This is a genomic window from Nocardiopsis sp. CNZ308 (assembly GCF_004217075.1).
Genome location: NZ_SHKJ01000001.1, coordinates 3861446 through 3877719, shown reverse-complemented (window position 1 = coordinate 3877719; position 16274 = coordinate 3861446). Strand labels below are relative to the sequence as shown.

General features: G+C 68.1%; 18 protein-coding genes. 4 read left to right on the top strand and 14 right to left on the bottom strand.

What is annotated here, in order from left to right; genetic code table 11:
* Positions 1-154: 154 nt before the first annotated feature.
* Complete coding sequence (locus EV372_RS16875) at positions 155-652, bottom strand: ATP-binding protein (RefSeq protein ID WP_130396744.1); 498 nt, start codon at positions 650-652, stop codon at positions 155-157.
* Between the two features lie 323 nt (positions 653-975).
* Here EV372_RS16875 and fabG point away from each other — a divergent pair, with 323 nt between their 5' ends.
* The gene (gene fabG, locus EV372_RS16870; protein ID WP_197044270.1) at positions 976-1731 is read left to right on the top strand and encodes a 3-oxoacyl-ACP reductase FabG; all 756 of its coding nucleotides are present in this window, start codon (positions 976-978) and stop codon (positions 1729-1731) included.
* A gap of 738 nt (positions 1732-2469) precedes the next feature.
* Here fabG and EV372_RS29105 read toward each other — a convergent pair.
* A complete protein-coding gene (locus EV372_RS29105) occupies positions 2470-2622 on the bottom strand; it encodes a hypothetical protein (protein ID WP_165435999.1) in 153 nt (50 codons plus the stop codon).
* A gap of 424 nt (positions 2623-3046) precedes the next feature.
* Here EV372_RS29105 and EV372_RS16855 point away from each other — a divergent pair, with 424 nt between their 5' ends.
* A complete protein-coding gene (locus tag EV372_RS16855) occupies positions 3047-3313 on the top strand; it encodes a GntR family transcriptional regulator (protein ID WP_013151570.1) in 267 nt (88 codons plus the stop codon).
* Positions 3314-3542: 229 nt separating this feature from the next.
* Here the strand turns inward: EV372_RS16855 and EV372_RS29100 are convergent, their stop codons facing one another.
* The 3 genes from EV372_RS29100 to EV372_RS16845 form a co-directional block, all read right to left on the bottom strand.
* A complete protein-coding gene (locus tag EV372_RS29100) occupies positions 3543-3692 on the bottom strand; it encodes a hypothetical protein (protein ID WP_156095246.1) in 150 nt (49 codons plus the stop codon).
* A gap of 56 nt (positions 3693-3748) precedes the next feature.
* Entirely contained in the window at positions 3749-4093 is a 345-nt protein-coding gene (locus EV372_RS16850; protein ID WP_013151569.1) for a hypothetical protein, read from the bottom strand.
* A gap of 220 nt (positions 4094-4313) precedes the next feature.
* Positions 4314-4568, bottom strand: a complete 255-nt coding sequence (locus tag EV372_RS16845; protein ID WP_126625042.1) for a hypothetical protein — start codon at positions 4566-4568, stop codon at positions 4314-4316.
* 159 nt (positions 4569-4727) lie between these two features.
* Between EV372_RS16845 and EV372_RS16840 the strand changes: the two genes are divergently transcribed.
* Positions 4728-5933, top strand: coding sequence for an NsdA family TPR-like regulatory protein (locus tag EV372_RS16840; RefSeq protein WP_013151566.1), 1206 nt, complete (start codon positions 4728-4730; stop codon positions 5931-5933).
* A gap of 132 nt (positions 5934-6065) precedes the next feature.
* On the opposite strand, the gene EV372_RS16835 is transcribed toward EV372_RS16840, so the two are convergent.
* The 9 genes from EV372_RS16835 to EV372_RS16795 all read right to left on the bottom strand — a co-directional run bounded on the left by EV372_RS16835 (position 6066) and on the right by EV372_RS16795 (position 15591).
* Positions 6066-6590, bottom strand: coding sequence for a hypothetical protein (locus EV372_RS16835; protein ID WP_126625041.1), 525 nt, complete (start codon positions 6588-6590; stop codon positions 6066-6068).
* 442 nt (positions 6591-7032) lie between these two features.
* Positions 7033-7878 (bottom strand): major capsid protein, encoded by an 846-nt coding sequence (locus EV372_RS16830; RefSeq protein ID WP_165435998.1) that lies wholly within the window; start codon positions 7876-7878, stop codon positions 7033-7035.
* 86 nt (positions 7879-7964) lie between these two features.
* Complete coding sequence (locus EV372_RS16825; protein WP_013151564.1) at positions 7965-8183, bottom strand: hypothetical protein; 219 nt, start codon at positions 8181-8183, stop codon at positions 7965-7967.
* 945 nt (positions 8184-9128) lie between these two features.
* The gene (locus EV372_RS16820; RefSeq protein ID WP_165435997.1) at positions 9129-10706 is read right to left on the bottom strand and encodes a recombinase family protein; all 1578 of its coding nucleotides are present in this window, start codon (positions 10704-10706) and stop codon (positions 9129-9131) included.
* A gap of 234 nt (positions 10707-10940) precedes the next feature.
* Positions 10941-11921 (bottom strand): serine hydrolase, encoded by a 981-nt coding sequence (locus tag EV372_RS16815; protein ID WP_130396742.1) that lies wholly within the window; start codon positions 11919-11921, stop codon positions 10941-10943.
* 133 nt (positions 11922-12054) lie between these two features.
* Positions 12055-12669 carry an energy-coupling factor transporter transmembrane component T family protein gene (locus EV372_RS16810; RefSeq protein WP_130396741.1) on the bottom strand — a complete coding sequence of 205 codons (615 nt, stop codon included), beginning with the start codon at positions 12667-12669 and terminating at the stop codon, positions 12055-12057.
* Positions 12666-13346, bottom strand: coding sequence for an energy-coupling factor ABC transporter ATP-binding protein (locus EV372_RS16805; protein WP_130396740.1), 681 nt, complete (start codon positions 13344-13346; stop codon positions 12666-12668). The genes EV372_RS16810 and EV372_RS16805 overlap by 4 nt, the downstream gene beginning before the upstream one ends.
* Positions 13346-13978 carry a biotin transporter BioY gene (locus EV372_RS16800; protein ID WP_130396739.1) on the bottom strand — a complete coding sequence of 211 codons (633 nt, stop codon included), beginning with the start codon at positions 13976-13978 and terminating at the stop codon, positions 13346-13348. Before EV372_RS16800 ends, EV372_RS16805 begins: the two co-directional genes overlap by 1 nt.
* A gap of 224 nt (positions 13979-14202) precedes the next feature.
* Positions 14203-15591 carry a choice-of-anchor A family protein gene (locus EV372_RS16795; RefSeq protein ID WP_130396738.1) on the bottom strand — a complete coding sequence of 463 codons (1389 nt, stop codon included), beginning with the start codon at positions 15589-15591 and terminating at the stop codon, positions 14203-14205.
* A gap of 319 nt (positions 15592-15910) precedes the next feature.
* Between EV372_RS16795 and EV372_RS16785 the strand changes: the two genes are divergently transcribed.
* Entirely contained in the window at positions 15911-16231 is a 321-nt protein-coding gene (locus EV372_RS16785) for a hypothetical protein (protein WP_253796908.1), read from the top strand.
* Positions 16232-16274 lie beyond the last annotated feature (43 nt).

The following is a 16274-nucleotide window of genomic DNA, read 5'->3' as shown; positions in this document are numbered from 1 at the left end:
GGGACACCTTTGCCGTGCGGACAAGACACTACAGGTACACGATAGAACGATAGAGCAGTGGTGCCTTCGCCTCGCTGGCGGATCCCCCTGCACCTCCGGGGAGGGCCCGCCGCCGGGAGTGATCCGGCGCGGCGCCCGGCGGGAACCCCGGCACTCACACGAATTGCGCCCAAACGAACTTTCCACCGGGCGGCGTGGGAATCACACCCCACTCTCGCGCGAAAGCACTCACCAGGGCAAGCCCCCGACCGCCCTCCAGGTCGAGATCGGTTTCCCTTCTCTCCGGCAGCCGGTCTCCACCGTCACGAACCGCGCAGATGAATTCACTGCCGCTGCGCATGAGCGAGAGCTGAATACCGCCCTCGCTCTGCCCTGTCAAGGGCAGAGGGCCACCGTGCCGGAGCGCATTGGTGACCAATTCCGAAACGACCACCGCGACATCGCTGGACAAGTAGTGCATCTCCCATTCGTGGAGAAGCGCCTCGGAAATCTCGCGCGCGGCCCCCACCGAGTGGGGGCGCAGCTCGAAGCTCCACGTGACGGCGTCGTGCCGGTCTCCGCAGACGGGGGTGTTCCAGCGGCGGGAACCGTGCGTCAGGACCCTGAGCCACCAGCCACCAGCCGGGTCGGCCACCGCCTCAGCGCACTCCATGCCTTCCACTCCTCCCTGACGCACCGCTGTGTGGGCGTCGGTGACACGGCCGGGGACGGACCGTGTCCGCGTGCAGGTCGGGCGCGTGCCGCTGCACGACTCGAATGCACGTGCATCTTCGCCTTGCAGGCAATCGTAGGCCAAGCCCCGACGATGTGCAGGCAAACGGGGAGACGACTTCGTCCGACCCGTGAAGCGGGCCGTCGCGTCCCTCCCCACCCGCGGTCGGCCGCGTCCCGGACACACCCCGTCCACCTACCGACCGGTTGGCATGTGGATAGGATCTCCTCGCGCCCACCACGCGAACTCTTGGAGGTAATCCCATGTCACCAACGCCCCGTGTGGCCGTCGTGACCGGTGCGGCCCGTGGGATCGGTGCCGCCGTCGCTGAGCGCCTGGCGCGCGAGGGCCGGTCCGTCGCCGTGCTGGACCTGAGGGAGTCCGACGCCCAGGAGGTCGTCGACCGCGTCACGGCCGCGGGCGGCACCGCCCTGGCCGTGGGCTGCGACGTGTCCGACCCCGACCAGGTGACCGCCGCCGTCGACACCGTGGCCGAGCGCCTGGGCCCGCCCGCGATCCTGGTGAACAACGCGGGCGTCCTGCGCGACAACCTGCTGTTCAAGATGTCCGTGGAGGACTGGGACACCGTGATGAACGTGCACCTGCGGGGCTCGTTCCTGATGAGCAGGGCCGCCCAGGCCCACATGACCGCGGGCGGCTGGGGCCGGATCGTCAACCTGTCCAGCTCCTCCGCGCTGGGGAACCGGGGCCAGGCCAACTACTCGGCGGCCAAGGCCGGACTCCAGGGGTTCACCAAGACCCTGGCGATCGAGCTGGGCAAGTTCGGCGTGACCTGCAACGCGGTCGCGCCCGGCTTCATCGAGACCGCCATGACCAGGGCGACCGCGGAGCGCATCGGCGTCAAGTACGAGGACATGAAGGCCTTCAAGGAGGCCGAGATCCCGGTGCGCCGGGTGGGCGTGCCCGAGGACATCGCCAACGCCGTCGCCTTCCTCACCGGTGAGGAGGCCGGGTTCGTGTCGGGCCAGGTCCTCTACGTCGCCGGCGGGCCGCTGTAGCACTAAGTACTAACCTACGCGACCCGTGAACGCAAAACGGAGGGCCCCGCTTGTGACGCTGGCGGGGCCCTCCGGGCGTTGGTGCTCGCGTGAACGGCTACACGTCCCGCTTCCACGGCTCTGGCAACGGCCCGCCGCTCCGGAGGGCCTCGTCCAGGGATTCCCACCAGCGCGCGGCGTCCACGAGGACCCTCCGCGCGGCCGTCACTCCGACACGTTCTCTGAGAGTTTCCGACAGAGCGCCGTAACACGCAGCGACACACACCCACGCGGGCAAGGCCCCGGGAGCCACACGCCATGACACGGGAGCGGGGCCGCCTCGGCGCATGTGTGCGTCCAGTTCACCGAACAACCGGTCACACTGCCGGAGCCGGACGGGCGCATGTGCCGGATGTCCAGGGTTGGCCAGAACGGTGGAGAGTTCGCGGACGAGGGCATCAACGCCGGGGCCCTCGTACGCACGATTGCGCGTGCCCACGTCACGCGCGGTCCCGCGTGCATGCTCCGGCATGCTGTCCTCGTTCCACGGGTCGTTAAGCGCGTTGGCGTGCGGACCCGTGTGTCCCGGTGGAAGCACACACGGCAGACGACGGCGTCCGATAGCCGGACCGTGTTCCCAACCGGGGCGGCGTGCGGCACACGGCCCTACGGCGTTGCCATCGGCGTCACGGTGAATATCCGCGTGGTGCGCACGGTTGACGCATGCGTCTACAGAGCAGGGAATGAATACGGGGGTGCTCACGCGGTCACCTTCGCCATGCGGGTCGCGCGCGTCGCGTCCTGGCTTGCCTCGTGTGCGCAGTAGTACCCGCGCACCATCGCGGCCGGAGGCTGGACGCCTTCCGGGTCCACCACGGGGACGTAGTCCGTCGGGGCCGGGCGGAGCGCCACGGACAGGACCTTGTCCAGAGAACGACGCGGGGCCGGAACGCGGGACGTCCGGCCCGCTTCCAGGGGGGCCGCTCCGCACGGAGACGGATACACGTAACCCGGTCCGGCCGGACGAGCGGGAACAGGGTCGGCCGCGTAACGGCGGACGCGGTTCGCGCGTCGGGCCCGCGCCTCCGCCTGGAGTTCGCGGAGGAAGTCACCGGGGCCCGCGTGGAGTCCCCGGGCCGGGCGGAGCAACCGAACGAGGGTTGCGAGCACGGAAAGTAGGGTGTGCATGTTGACGCTCCTGTAAGCGTTGACCATGGCCCCGGGGGTGTTACCAGCACCCGCCGGGGCTCTGCCGTTTCGGCACCCGTGACGCTACCGCAACCGTTCAGACCTGTCTACAGAGTTCAGAGCTACCCACCGTGACACCATTGGGCACATGACCACACCGCTTCCTGACGGGTACGGACCGAACAGCCGTATCAAGGAGGGCCCGGAACCGAAGTACGTGCAACTTGCGGCCATCCTTGCGGCCAGGATCGACCGTGGAGACTTCCCGGAGGACACTCCGCTTCCATCTGTGGCGAAGCTGCAAACCGCATACGGCGTTTCGCGGGGGACTGCGCAACGGGCGGTCTCCGTGCTCGCAGAACACGGACGGGTCCGCGTGTCCAACGGCAAGGGAGCGTGGCCGGTCCATACGTAAAGCGGCCCCGGAAACGCGCCCGTGTCAGCGTTCCCGGGGCCGTGTGCGCTCCGCCGGAAGCGGACGGCGGAGCGCGTGGGGCCCGTTCTCTCTCCGGGCCCCTGGAAGGGTCTAGGACAGCCACGAACCTAGACCCGCGTGGCTTGTTGGTGCCGGGCCCGCTACGGGGAAGTGCAGCGGGACCGGCGTCCGCGCACACGAGGGCATCCCGACGCGTGCGCGGAGGTCTCTAGTCGCGGCGGGGGTCTCCCTTTTGCGGCTGTGTCTTCTCCTTGCCGCCGTCCGCGCCGCGAACTGGTCCTGTCCGTTCCTGGCCCTTCTTCTCCATGGCGGCGGCTATGGCGGCCAAAGCGGCGGCTTTTTCTTCTTCAGTGGCCACAGGTCGTCCTTCCGTGTGTGGGTATCCCGGCGGAGGTCCCGCCGGAAGCCGTGCGGCTACGCGTCCGGCTCGTCCTCGTCCTGGACGTCGTCCACGGGGCGGAAGTGCTTGCGCCACGGGTCCGGAAGCGGCCGACCCGCCATAAGCCACTCATGGAGTTGGTCGAAAGCCGCGTCCGTCTCCACGAGGTTCCGGCGGAGTGCCTTGTAATCCTCGTCCGCTGTCGCAAGCGCGGCCCGGAGCTGTGCCTTGGTCGCGCGGGACGGCGGAGCGGCCCAAGCCCCCGCGTCGGGCCGCTCCCGGAGGTTCCCCGACACCGCGTCAAAGAGGTAATCCGCGAACCCTTCCGGGTCCCGTGTCGGGTCGGGGACCTCGTCCTCCGCCGGGTCGTATGCCGTCATGACGTCCTTTCCTGTCTGATTGATAGCGGCCAGCGGTGGACCCGGCGGTCCCGTTGGGGAAGCCTGGACGGCTCCGGCGTCCGGGGCCGCGTCGCCTCCGCCTCGTGGAACACAGCGGGGACGTCCGCGCTGTCGTCCTGTGGATTGCCCTTGGGACACGCCGTGTGTGCCTTGTGGCCGCTCGTCTCCGTGTGCGCGCACGCGGGACACGTCCAGGCGGTCATGTCTCGTCCTCCGCCAACGTCTCCGCCACCGTGCGGGCCACGGACCATTCCATGCCGTGCCAGTGCAGCGGGACGAGCGTGTTCCCGCGCTCCGCCGGGATTTGGCGGAACCACTGGCGGCCCACGAGGATCACGGTCACGGAGCGGTCCCCGGACGAGGCCGTGACGTATCCCGGGAGCGGTCCGGCCTCCGCCTGGACGCCGTGCGTCGTACGGAGGAAGTCCACGAGGTCCGACAGTGGGCTTTCCACGCCGGTTCTCTGGTCAAGTGGGGTGAACGAGCACGACATAGGGGGCCTTCCGCGCGGGACTCACTTCTGAATGCCTGTGTCCAGCGTTTCGCCACAAGAGATTCCACGGAGTAGCCCAGGTGTGAGCCCTGCTGTGGGCCAGTGGTTCACAATGGCGGCATGGCCCCCAAACCGTTCCGTCTGGTGCTCCGTGAACTCCGGTCCGCGCGTGGTTGGTCGCAAGCGCGGTTGGCGGAAGCGCTGTGTGACGTGTCGGGACGTCCAACGGTGACCCGACACGATGTGTCGCGGTGGGAGCGGGGGAAGCGTGTCCCGCGTGCGTGGCTTCCCTACCTCGCGGAGGTTCTGGACGTCTCCCGGGAGACGTTGGAACGGGCTACGGTCACGGAGCCGGAGCCCTTTCCGGTTGCGGAAACGCTGGCGTCTCTCTTGCCTCCGGGGGAGGCTGTCGCGCCGCTACAGGCCCGAGCAGGCCGGAGGGTGGGGCAGACGACGGCGGATGATCTGGCGACCCGTGCGCACGGTCTGCGGCTTGCCGACGACGTTCTAGCCGGAGGCGATTTGATCGGTCCGGCCTTCCGGGAACTGGACGCGGCCGTTCGCGTCCTCCGGGAATCGACGCACACGGACGAGGTCCGGCGGGAACTACTCCGGGCGGTTGGTGAACTCGCGCAGATAGCCGGATGGATTGCCAGCGACGCGGCGGACTCCCGGGCGGAGGGGGCCTATCGGCTTGGGCTGGACGCGGCACGGGAAGCCGGGGACGGCCCGTTGGCCGCGCAGCTTGCCGGGTCTCTCGGCTACCACTTGGTGAACAACGGACGTGTTGCCGATGGGGCCGCGCTGTCGGTCGCGGCCGTGGCGGAGGCGGGACCGGACGCTCCCGGGAAGACGCGGGCACTGTTCCATGACCGGGCCGCGTGGGCCCATACACAAGCCGGGGACGCGCAAGCCGCTATGCGGTCGTTGGGGGCCGCCCACGAGGCACTAGCGGAGGACAGCGGGGACACTCCGGAGTGGGCTTACTGGGTGAACGAGGCGGAACTAGAGGTCATGGATTCCCGCGTCTACACGGAACTCCGCCGTCCCCTGCGCGCGGTTCCCCTGCTCTCTCGTGTCCTCCGTGAATACCCGGCCACGTCCACAAGAGAGCGGGCTTTGTATGAATCGTGGCTTGCCGTGGCCTACGCGGACGCGAACGAACCAGAAGAGGCCGCACGCGTCGCGGCCCGCGTGATCGAACTATCCGGAGACGTGGCATCCGCGCGGACATCGGACCGGGTCCGTGTCGTGCTGTCGCGACTTGCCGACTTCCCAGACGTCCCGGAGGTCCGGGAAGTGCTGGACAGCGTCGGTCCGGCTTGAACAGCGCTAAACAATTACCAAGCATGAAGAAATGGGCTTTCGGGGTGCCCCGGCGTGCCAAATAAGGCGAAGTTCACGAAACTTAAACAACATCCAAAACATTGAAACACTAAGAATATTCGTGACTTTAGATCATTTCGGAGGAAATCTGCTCCAGGAATCCTCCAGCCGCCTACCGTCTTCCGTTACAGCCCTCGCCCGAACATGAAAAATTGGCCACTCTGGATCACCCATCAGCAACCGAACCATATCACCAAACAATTTGAGATTCACCAACCAAGAATCACCCCGCCGAGAAGGAATCTCTCGTTTGACTGGACGCGGGAACCATGGATGCTCGAAATCAGAAAGAAAGTGCGGCACATAGCGATCAAAGTCGCCATCCTGGGCAATATCAATACTAACTTGCTCTACAAAAATTGAACGCGATGTTGGATTTGCCACCTTGATAACGAGAGCCGGGTTCAAGTCTCCTTGAACCACCTGCCAACCCTTAATCGCCTGCCCAAATGGAACTCCCTTCCAATCCCCATGTCGCGAAAGATGCCCCCCAAGCAAATCAATCTTCGGCGACTCTTCACCCCCGACAACCAAAGTATCGATCTTGTGCGCCTGAACGACGGTTCCGCTGTTCACGTCCCTCACGTAGTTACCCATGGAGACAGCATAGCAATGATTTCATCAGGCCATCTAAATACGCGCATAGGACACGACAAGAGATGCTTTCAGGGCAAAACTATTGAAAGTAGATAAGGGAACATGAAAGGGCAAATCAACACCATTCCTCGTGCGCGCCCGCGTTGCACGCGCATACGCCCGCATGTTCGCGCTAGTCACGCGCCTAAGTAAAAACCTCAGACCCGTACGGCGACAGGATCGCTATCCCCCGCCGGAGCATAGCCCCCGAGGTTTGGGGGTCCTCCCCACCCTGACCAGGGGAAACGTCGCTGATCATCCGCGCGGGTGTCGCTCCGGTTCACGTGCTCGTTTCTCTCGCCGTGCGTTCGCGTAACTCATATCAGACAAGAGAGCTCCAGGACCAAATAAGAAAATACCTAGGAGAATATCCCTGGACTGATGCAGAACTGTTCGCGAACGACTAGGCGGACATGGCAACCTTGAAAGCCATAAAGCGACGATCGTCCATCTTTCCCGCGCCAACAAAAGTCCCCATGAGAGAGACATCCGCGCGGACGGAAATGTCGAAATCGCGGAGATAGCGGAGCGCGTAGCCGTTGTGAGCGCGCGCCTCCGCGAACCCGGCTCCCTCCGGAGGGAGCGGTGCGCGGCACGCTAGCGTGAAAGCCTCACGAGTGAAAGCCACAGCCCCATCCGTGTAAGGAGAGACGCGGACAGAGAAACCCATAAGCCTGGTGAGCTCTCCGCCCCTAAGGGCCTCGTCCGCCCCGGCGGATGCTACATCCTGGAGAGCGGGAAGGTTAAGAAAAGCCTCCAGCATCTCCGGGCCGATCACCAGAATACGACCATTCATCGGAAGCTCACGACGCGTGAATTCCGCCGCTGCCCTAGCAATCGCGGAAAGCGGGGCATCCGGGTTAATGGTGTTGGTGTTCGCCGCGTCGTTGACCTGAGCGTTCATCACGCCCGCGATAGCCTTTTCGCAGTACTTCGCAACGCCCGCCGCCTGAGGCTGGAGAACCTGAGCACCAAAATTCACGATGTCTAGGGAAAGTTCCTTGTCCGAGAGCTTGACGGCGGAATATGCCTCGTCTGTAAGAGTAACGGGCACGGCTCCCTCCGCGATGTCAGAGAACACCGTGGCCTGTCCGGCCCCGTTCTGAGCGTCGATCACGTTAGGCACGCGCACGCGGACGGTGTCCCCGACTCCGCCGGTGAATCCCGCCTCCGCGTCACGGTAAACGAGATTACCGAGAACGCTTTCGGCTTCGACCAGACCGAGCGACGCGTTAATAACGTCGGACACCTGGATAGTGTGAGCCATATATGTACTCCAGAAATAGAAAAAGCGCCACGGGTGCGCCGTGCGCCGGAAGCTAGAAAAGGGTCGGCTTACTTGCCGTTTTTGGCCTTCATGATCGCGGAGACGAGGACACGGGGATCTTCTTTCATCTGCCGTTCCATGAACCGCTTGTTAAGTGCGGTGGCGACGCGCTTAAGTTCGGAGATATCCCCGTCCGTTGCCAGCTTTTCCAGCTCCGACGGAAGCGTGTTGAGCTCTTTGTCAATTGCGGTCGTCACGTGGCCGGGCTGGCCAAAGGAAGCGAACATTAGCGGTCCCCGGTGGGAACATAGGCGTCCCGGTGCTCCGGGTACAGGGCCGCGAACGCGTCACGGGTAGCGATGAACACAGCGGTGTTCTTCGGGTCCCGTCGGTGGGCGGTGGCGTGAACGGCATAAGTGAGTGCATCCAGGACGCGCGTGTACTGCTCAAAAGACATGAATCGCTCCATGGATCACCTAGGTTGCCGGGCGGAAAGTTGCCCGACGGAGTTGTGTGTCCCGGTGATTGCGGACGAGACGGCCCGTAGCCTCCGCCGAAGCTCCGGACCGTTCACGGGGCCGCTCCGGAGGACGAGGCGGGCGGCGTCCGGGGTGGCTCCACGCAAAAGCGCTCAAATGGACGCAGGCGGCTTAGAATCGCGCGACCCTTCCCCCAAGTCGAAGCCGGAGGCAAAAGGTCACTAGCGTCCATTGTGAAGCTGTACAGAGAGTGCAGGGGCTAACCATGCCCCTACGCGTGCTGGCATGGGCCACGCTCGGCGTCTCCGGGGCGTCACACGGAGGGCCCGGCTCGTGGTCGTTCTCGGGACGAGGGCAGAGCGGTCCGCGTGGACGCCCCCGGGGCCGTGCTGGACGGGACGCGGGACGAGGTTCGCGGAGAGCGGGCCGCGTCGGTGACGAAGTGACGTTTTGAAGGATGTTTCTTGTTTCCTATAGAAAACTCTTAAGGAATACCGAAACGACGTCTAAAACGTCACTTCGTCACCCTGGACGTCAGGAGGGCCCGGAGGGCGGACTACTCCGCCGCCTCCTCCGCGTGGAACACTTCCGGCTCCACGGCCGCCGGAGCGGAGGTTTCGGCTTCCTTCCGGACCCGCTCCGGCGGACGCTCCGGGGCCACTCCACGGCATGGATAGGGACGGCCCGGACATGACAAGGGCCCCCGCCCCCGTGATGCGGAGGGGAACGAGGGCCCGGAGAGGACGAGGGGCGTTAGGACGTGGCTTGGTACAACGCTTCCGCCTCCGCGTCCGCTACCGGGTCGCGGTTGGTAGCCACGTCGAAACTCAGCAGCGACTCATCTAGCCGCGTCACGCGGCCGGTACGCGTCTTGCCTTCCGCCGGAGCCTTGCGCTGAACAACGATGCGCACGCCCGCGTCTTGCATCATGCGCCGCTTGCCCATGTCGTCGGCGTTGTGCCACATAGCGGCGTACTTCTCCCCCGTCGGTATCTGCTCTTCGTAGGGCTCCGTAACGGGCGTGGCTTCCAGCGTGGCCGCGCGCGCTTCCAGGGCGTCCACGCGCTCTTGCCACACGGCTTGTGTGGTCCGCGTCTTGGCCTCCGTAAGCCGCGCGATCATGACGCGGAGCTCTCGCGTGACCTCGTCCATCTCCGGCCCCGGGTCGTACCCGCCGTGCGAGACGACGCGGACGACGTCCATACGGCCGAACCGCTTCAAGAACTCGCGTTCGGCGTAGTCCTCCAGCCAATCCGCGCGGATGGAGACGGGCCGCGCGCACTTGACGCCAGCGGAAGCCTTCCGGCACATGTACCGCCGTGCGGCTTTCTTGGTGGGCTTGGTGGGGTACAGCTTCCCGCCACAGCCTCCGCAGAACCCAACGTTGAGCATCCGACTTCCGGAGTCCTTCCGGGGCCGCTTGTCCGCGTTGGGATTCTCCATCTCGTCCAGGATCACGCCGACAGCGTCGAACTCCTCTCGGGTGAAGATCTCCGGCCCAACGATGACCGGTTCCCCTCGTTCGTCGCGGACGATAGTCCCGCCGTGGACGGCGTATCCGAGCAACGCGGGGTTACGCATGATCTTCTTGAACGCGAATCCCGTCCAGTTCCCCGCCTTGTCCGTGCTCGTCCCGGCCTTCAATGCGAAGTGCCGCGTAGCGTTGGGGATGGCCATGCCGTTTAGGTGCTCCGCGATCGGGTGGGGCCGCATACCCGCGTGTAGAAGCTTCTGACCGTAGCGGAGGACCTGGACGGCGTCGGCGTCTTCACCCAACACGACGCCGGGCCCGTCCGGGTTCGGGATGGGCTGCGTCCCGTACGGCGGTTGTCCTCCGCCCCAACGGCCCGTTCGGCGGAGCTGTGCACGGGAACCGGTAACGCGCTCCCGGATGGCTTGCGCTTCCATCTGTGCGGCGAACGCCATGAGAATCGCCATGAGTTCCCCGGTAGCGGAACCCATGTCGAGTTCCAGGCGGCCCCCGGTCGGGCCCTCCGCGAACACGAGCCGCTTGTTGTGCTCCCGTGCCCAGTGGCCCAACGCGGACATGTCCGCCATGGACCGAACCGCGCGGTCCATGCGCCACCAGATGAGGACGTCGAACTCGTCCGGCTTGTTCAGCCACTCGGCGAGTTGGGGCCGCTCCCACGGCGTCGTCTTGGACGCGGACACGTCCAGGTCCACCGGATAGCCGACGACACGGGCCCCTAGGTCCCGCGCGGCCTCGTTCCCCGCGTCCGTCTGCCGTTCGGGGGACGTGGACGTGTCGGTGAAGTCGCTCAACCGCACGGCGACAACCGCTCTTAGCTGGCCCAATGCAACCGCTCCCATGGTTCGGAGGCTACCGGCCCGCTTGGTTGGTACATAGTGCACCATCGGCGGGCCGCTGGACTAGGCGGCGCTCTTCGGGCCCGCGCGCCGCCCCGTCCCGCGTTCGGGCGCCCGCACCGGCCCCCGGGGGTGAGGCGGGTTCGCGAAGGGCCCGGCCGCCCGGGAAACCCCGTGTGCCCCGTCCGGAGCCCTCCGGGCGGGGCACACGTGCGCGTGGGCCGGAGCCCGGGGCGGTCACTCGTCCGGGGACCCAGCGGCGCGGGCCTCCTCCATGGCCGCCGTGACCGTGGCCGCCAGTTCCTCCACCAGGGCGACGCCCGCGGTGTAGTCGGGGCTGCCGTCGGTCAGGACCGCGATCAGGTACTCGCGCCCGGGCCCGGCCACGTAGCCGACGCTGTTGACGTTCCACAGGCCGCCGTTGGCCTCGCGCGGGGTCCACCCGTTCTTGAGCCCGACGGTGTCGTCGGGGCCCGCGCTGGCCGAGATCCCCCAGGACTGCTCGGCGGCGACGGACTCCATCAGCCCGCGCGCGTAGGCCCGGTCCTCCTCCGCCAGCGGGCTCCCGTCGCAGTACAGGGAGCGCAGCAGCCGCACCTGGTCGGCGGCGGTGGTCAGGGTGGCGCCCCACCTGCCGCGGGGATGGGGGTCGGTGTTGGTCAAGCCCAGCGTCCGGGCGCCCTCGACGAAGCCGTCGGTGAACCCGATCCGCGAGTACAGGCCGTCGGTGACCTCGTTGTCGCTGTGGCGGATCATGGCCGAGACCTGTGAGCGCTCGGCCCCCGTGAGGTCTCGGCCCTCCTCCTCGGCGCGCAGCAGCAGCATGGTGAGGATGGTCAGCTTGGCCACGCTCGCGGTGGGGAACTGCCGGTGGGCGCCGTGGCTGAAGGTGGCGCCGGTGCGCAGGTCCTGCACAGCGACCGCGAAGTCGGCCGGGTGCTCCTCCCCGATCGCCCCGACGCGCGCGGTGAGTTCCTCCCGCTGGACCGGTGTGAGGCCCTGGCCTCCGGTGGCGGGCGCTTCGACGGGCGCGAAGGGCACCAGGGGGGACGCGTCCCCGGAGACCGACGACCGCAGCAGCGCGGGGTCCGGGCCGGGCGGGACGGCCCCGGAGGCCGAGGTGGCGCCGGGCAGGGTGAAGGCCATGAGCACCGCGAGGACGGCCGCCACGACGGCGACGGACCGGGCTCGGGTGTCGGCGGGGGGATGCCGGGGCACGCTATCACCGGTTCGCTGACACGCGGATGGGCTGGATTACCACCATTATTCAGTGAAATGTCGCGAATACGAACATCTCGATACCGAATCGGTACCCAACCCTCTCTTTTCGTCCGCTCCCACGGGCGAATCCTCAGCGGCGGGTGTCCTCGTCGATACCCCGGGCCACCAGGGCCTCCCCCGTCGCGTCGGCCATCCGCAGCAGTTGGACGATGACCGGGACCACGAGCAGGTGGGGGCGGCCGGACAGGCCCCGCGCGCGGTAGGCCTCGCGTGCGGCCTGCCAGGCGGAGGCGGCCATCGGGATGGAGCGGACGGTGAGCGCCAGGACGAGTGCGATGCGCTCGGGGTTGGCGCCGACGTGCCTGAGCGGGCGGGCCATGCGTTCGAAGAGGTCGAGCATCGCGCGCACGCGGGTGGTGAGCGTGACGAGGTTGGCGAACAGGACGAGGGCGGCCAGCTGCGCGCACAGGCGCAGGGCCGTCTGCCAGTCCGCGAACAGGACCTGGAACAGGCCGATGGCCAGCAGGAACGGCGACAGCGCGCGCAGCGCCGACCAGGCCCGCCCCGGCGGGAGACCCGCCAGCGGGTACAGCGCGAACGCGGCGGCCAGGGCGCCGACGGCGACCCGGGGGTCGGCCCAGAGGACGAGGCCGACACCGACCAGCAGCAGTGCGAGGAGCTTGGCCCCGGCCGGGATCCGGTACAGGAACCCGGTACCGGGGACGTAGAGGCCGACGGTGCTCACCGCTCGTCCATGAGCTTGGTGTAGTGGGGCACGGCGTCGCCGGGAACACCGTCGAAGACCACCCGGCCCGCGTCCATGACCAGGACCCGGTCGAAGCCGTCGAGGAGGTCGAGGTCGTGGGTGAACAGGACGACCTGCTGGTCCAGGCCGTCCAGGGTCCGGTGCACCATGCGGGTGTTGCGCAGGTCGAGCAGCGTGGTGGGCTCGTCGCAGACCAGGACCTCGGGCTCGGTGACCAGTACCGAGGCCAGGGCCAGGAGCTGCTTCTGCCCGCCCGAGAGCAGGTGGCCGGGGTGGTCGCGGTGGCCGTCGAGTCCGTAGCGGACCAGGGCCGACTCCACCCGGCGGGCGGTCTCCTCGCGGCCCAGCTTCAGGGAGCGCAGGCCGATCTCCACGTCCTCGGCCACGGTGGGCATGATGATCTGGTTGGCGGCGTCGGAGAAGACGAAGCCGACCCGGCGCCGGATCTGCTTGGCGTGGCGCCGGGTGTCCCACTCCCCCAGCGTCACACGGCCCTCGTCGGGGACGACGAGGCCGTTGAGGGTGCGGGCGAGCGTGGACTTGCCCGATCCGTTCGCCCCGATCACGCCGATGCGGTGTTCGGCCAGGTCGAGGGTGACGTCGCGCAGCACGGCGCGGTCGTCGTAGGAGTGGGAGACGCCCTCCAGTCGCAGCATCAGGATTCCCCGCGGCCGGTACCGGCCTCCACGACGGGGCGGCCCGCGGGCGGGATCGGGTAGGCGCGGTAGACGGCGCTGGCGATGAGCGCGGTGACCACGGCCTTGACCAGGTCGCCCGGCAGGAAGGCCACCATGGAGTAGGCGGCGGCCAGGACCCCGTCGCCCATGACGACGGCCATCCAGGGGACGCCGATGGCGTAGATGACGAGGATGCCGCCGACGACGTTGATCCCCAGGCCCGCCCAGAACCGGTAGCGCCCCCGGGAGCCGCGGACCATGAGGTCGGTGAGCAGACCGATGACCAGGGCGGCGAAGACCCAGCTGACGATGAACCCGGCCGAGGGCCGGGCCAGGACGCCGACGCCGCCCATGCCGCCCGCGAAGAGCGGGAGCCCGGCCAGGCCGAGCACGATGAAGGCCGCCACGGCGAGGGGGCCGCGCTTCCAGCCCAGGAGGCTGGGGGCGAGCATGATGCCCAGGGTCTGGAGGGTGATGGGCACCGGAGAGAACGGCAGCGGGATGGCGACCGTGACGCTGAGGGCGGCGATGAGCCCGGCGAACACGGCGATGAGCGCGAGGTCGCGGGCGGTCAGGCCCCTGTGGCGGATGTCGGTCCTGGTCGTGGGCATGGGCGGTTCCCTCGGGAGGTCGCGGAGGCGGATCTTTGCCCATTGTCCGTTATGGCGGTGACCAGGACGAAGGCCGGGGCGCACAGTTCTGCGGGCCCCGGGGTTGTAGGGGATCGCCTGAGGCGCGGGTCACAGGGCGGGGTCCTCCCCGCCCCGCGGACCCGCGCCGCCTGCCCGGAGGGGTGGGGCCCGGGCGACCGGTGTCCTCGGTCGCCCGGTGACCTCTACCGGTAGCCCGGGACCGGGTCAGGACCGGGTTCGGGGTCAGGGCCGGGCGTCGGGTCCGGGTCAGGGCCGGGCTCCGGGTCGGGGTCGGGGTCGGGACCCGGTGTGGGATCGGGGCCAGGTGTGGGATCGGGGCCCGGCGTCGGGTCGGGCGTGGGGTCGGGGTCCGGGTCGGGTGTCGGGTCCGGTGCGGGGTCGGGGTCCGGCGACGGACCGGCGTCACACGTGGTCAGCTCGGCGTCGAACGGGTGGTAGTGCAGTTCGAAGGGCCGGACGACGCGCGCGCCGCGCTGGCTCTCGCGCGGGCCGCCCACGTCCTGGGTGAACTCGCGGGCGACCACCGTCCCCTCGATGTTGGCCGAGGAGTAGTGGTTGACCGCGGCGTTCGGGGCGTAGACGGTGCCCTCGATGCTGTCGGTGCCCACGGGGATGGTGACCGTCCGGGCGTCGGAGAAGTTCCACAGGGTGTAGGGGGCCGTGGAGGAGCTCAACCCGGCGCCGGTGGGGCCCTCCCACGTGAAGTCGCCGCCGACGCCCGAGGTGTCGACGTTGATGATCAGCGGGGTGTCCTGGCTCGGCGGATCGTCGAAGGTCAGCTGGGAGAGCGAGTTCAGTTCCTCGGCGGTGATGTTGAGGACGTTCTGCTCTCCGGGCGTGAGGCTGACGTGCAGGTCCGCCCCCTCGGGGATGGCGTCCGGGTCGATCGGGTCGCCGTTGGGGGTGGTCAGCGTGGCCGTGGTGGAGCAGAGCGCGAACCCGGACGAGTAGGAGCGGAAGGCGGAGAAGGCCTCCTCGAAGTCGATCAGGTCCGGCGCCGGTCCCACCGAGTCGGCGGGCTGCATGGTGCTGAGCTGGACCCGCGGATAGCCCTCGTAACCGGCGCCCTGGGGGACGACGCGGGTGTTGGCCGAGGCGTTGTTGAGGTCGGTGGTGAAGACGTCGGCGTCGTCGAGGTCGCCGATCTTGACGTAGGCGCCCGTGGGGATGCTGAGCACGCCCTGCGGATCGCTGTCGTCGAAGTCCACCTCACCCCGGACCAGCAGCGCCACGGGGTTGCTCTCCCCCGCGTCGGTGAAGGTGCCGTCGTTGTGGATGCGCACCCGGTAGTCGCGGCCGAAGGACAGGTCGCCGCCGACCGCGATCGGGCCCTCGGACTCGGTCCCGGCCAGGTAGGTGTCGCCCTCGGAGATGGCGTTGAATCCGAGTGCGGGGGCGACGGGGTTGACCGTGACGGCAGCGGAGGCGGGGGCCGGGGTCCACCAGCCCCGGAACCCCGGGGCGGTCGACAGGGCGCCGGCCGCCAGGGCCAGGGTGGCGGCCGTGACGAGGAAGGTCCGGCCGGTCCTCTTCGGGGCCGACCAGCGCACACGCTTTGCGTTACCAATCATGCACACATTGTGACTATGCCGTGGTCCGGAAGTGGGAAGGCACGGCGGGACCGGGAGGAAAACGTCAGCGGTTCCCCATCGGCGGGTAGGGGGCCGCCCCCCTCCGGGGCCTCACCCCCGGCAGCCGCTCCGGGAGCGGGCACGGCCCGCTTCCGGTGAACGCCCCCGCCTCTCGGTGGGGGAACTTCCAATCCCCGCGCGGACCTGGGATGTTCTTCGAACTGCGATGGAACGTGCCCGGACTGGTCGTGTGCGCGGGCGCCGAGGAGCTGCGGAAGGCACTACGGGTTCTGGAAGGCGGTGCAGGATGGGCGCGGTCATGACCCTGGAGACCGTGGAGGCCTCCGTCCCCCAGGAGGTGGGGCGTCTCCGCGCCACCTACCGCAAGCGGGGGTGGACGGTGTGGTACGGCAACGCGACCGGCCAGTACTGGGCGGCGCACACCGGCCGCATGGTGATGCTGAGCGGTGACACCGCCCAGGAGCTGGCGGCGGAGATCGAGAGGACGCAGCCGGGCAGGCCGGTGGAGGCGGTTCCGGCTCAGGCGCGGCGACGGCACACGGAGCTGGTGCTGCTGTTGAAACCCTGGCCGTGTGCCTCCCTGGGACGGGCGGACACCACGGTCGGCGGAAGGCGGTAGGCGGTGACGGCCGCGGCCCGGGAAGGGGCGCTCCCGCGCCACG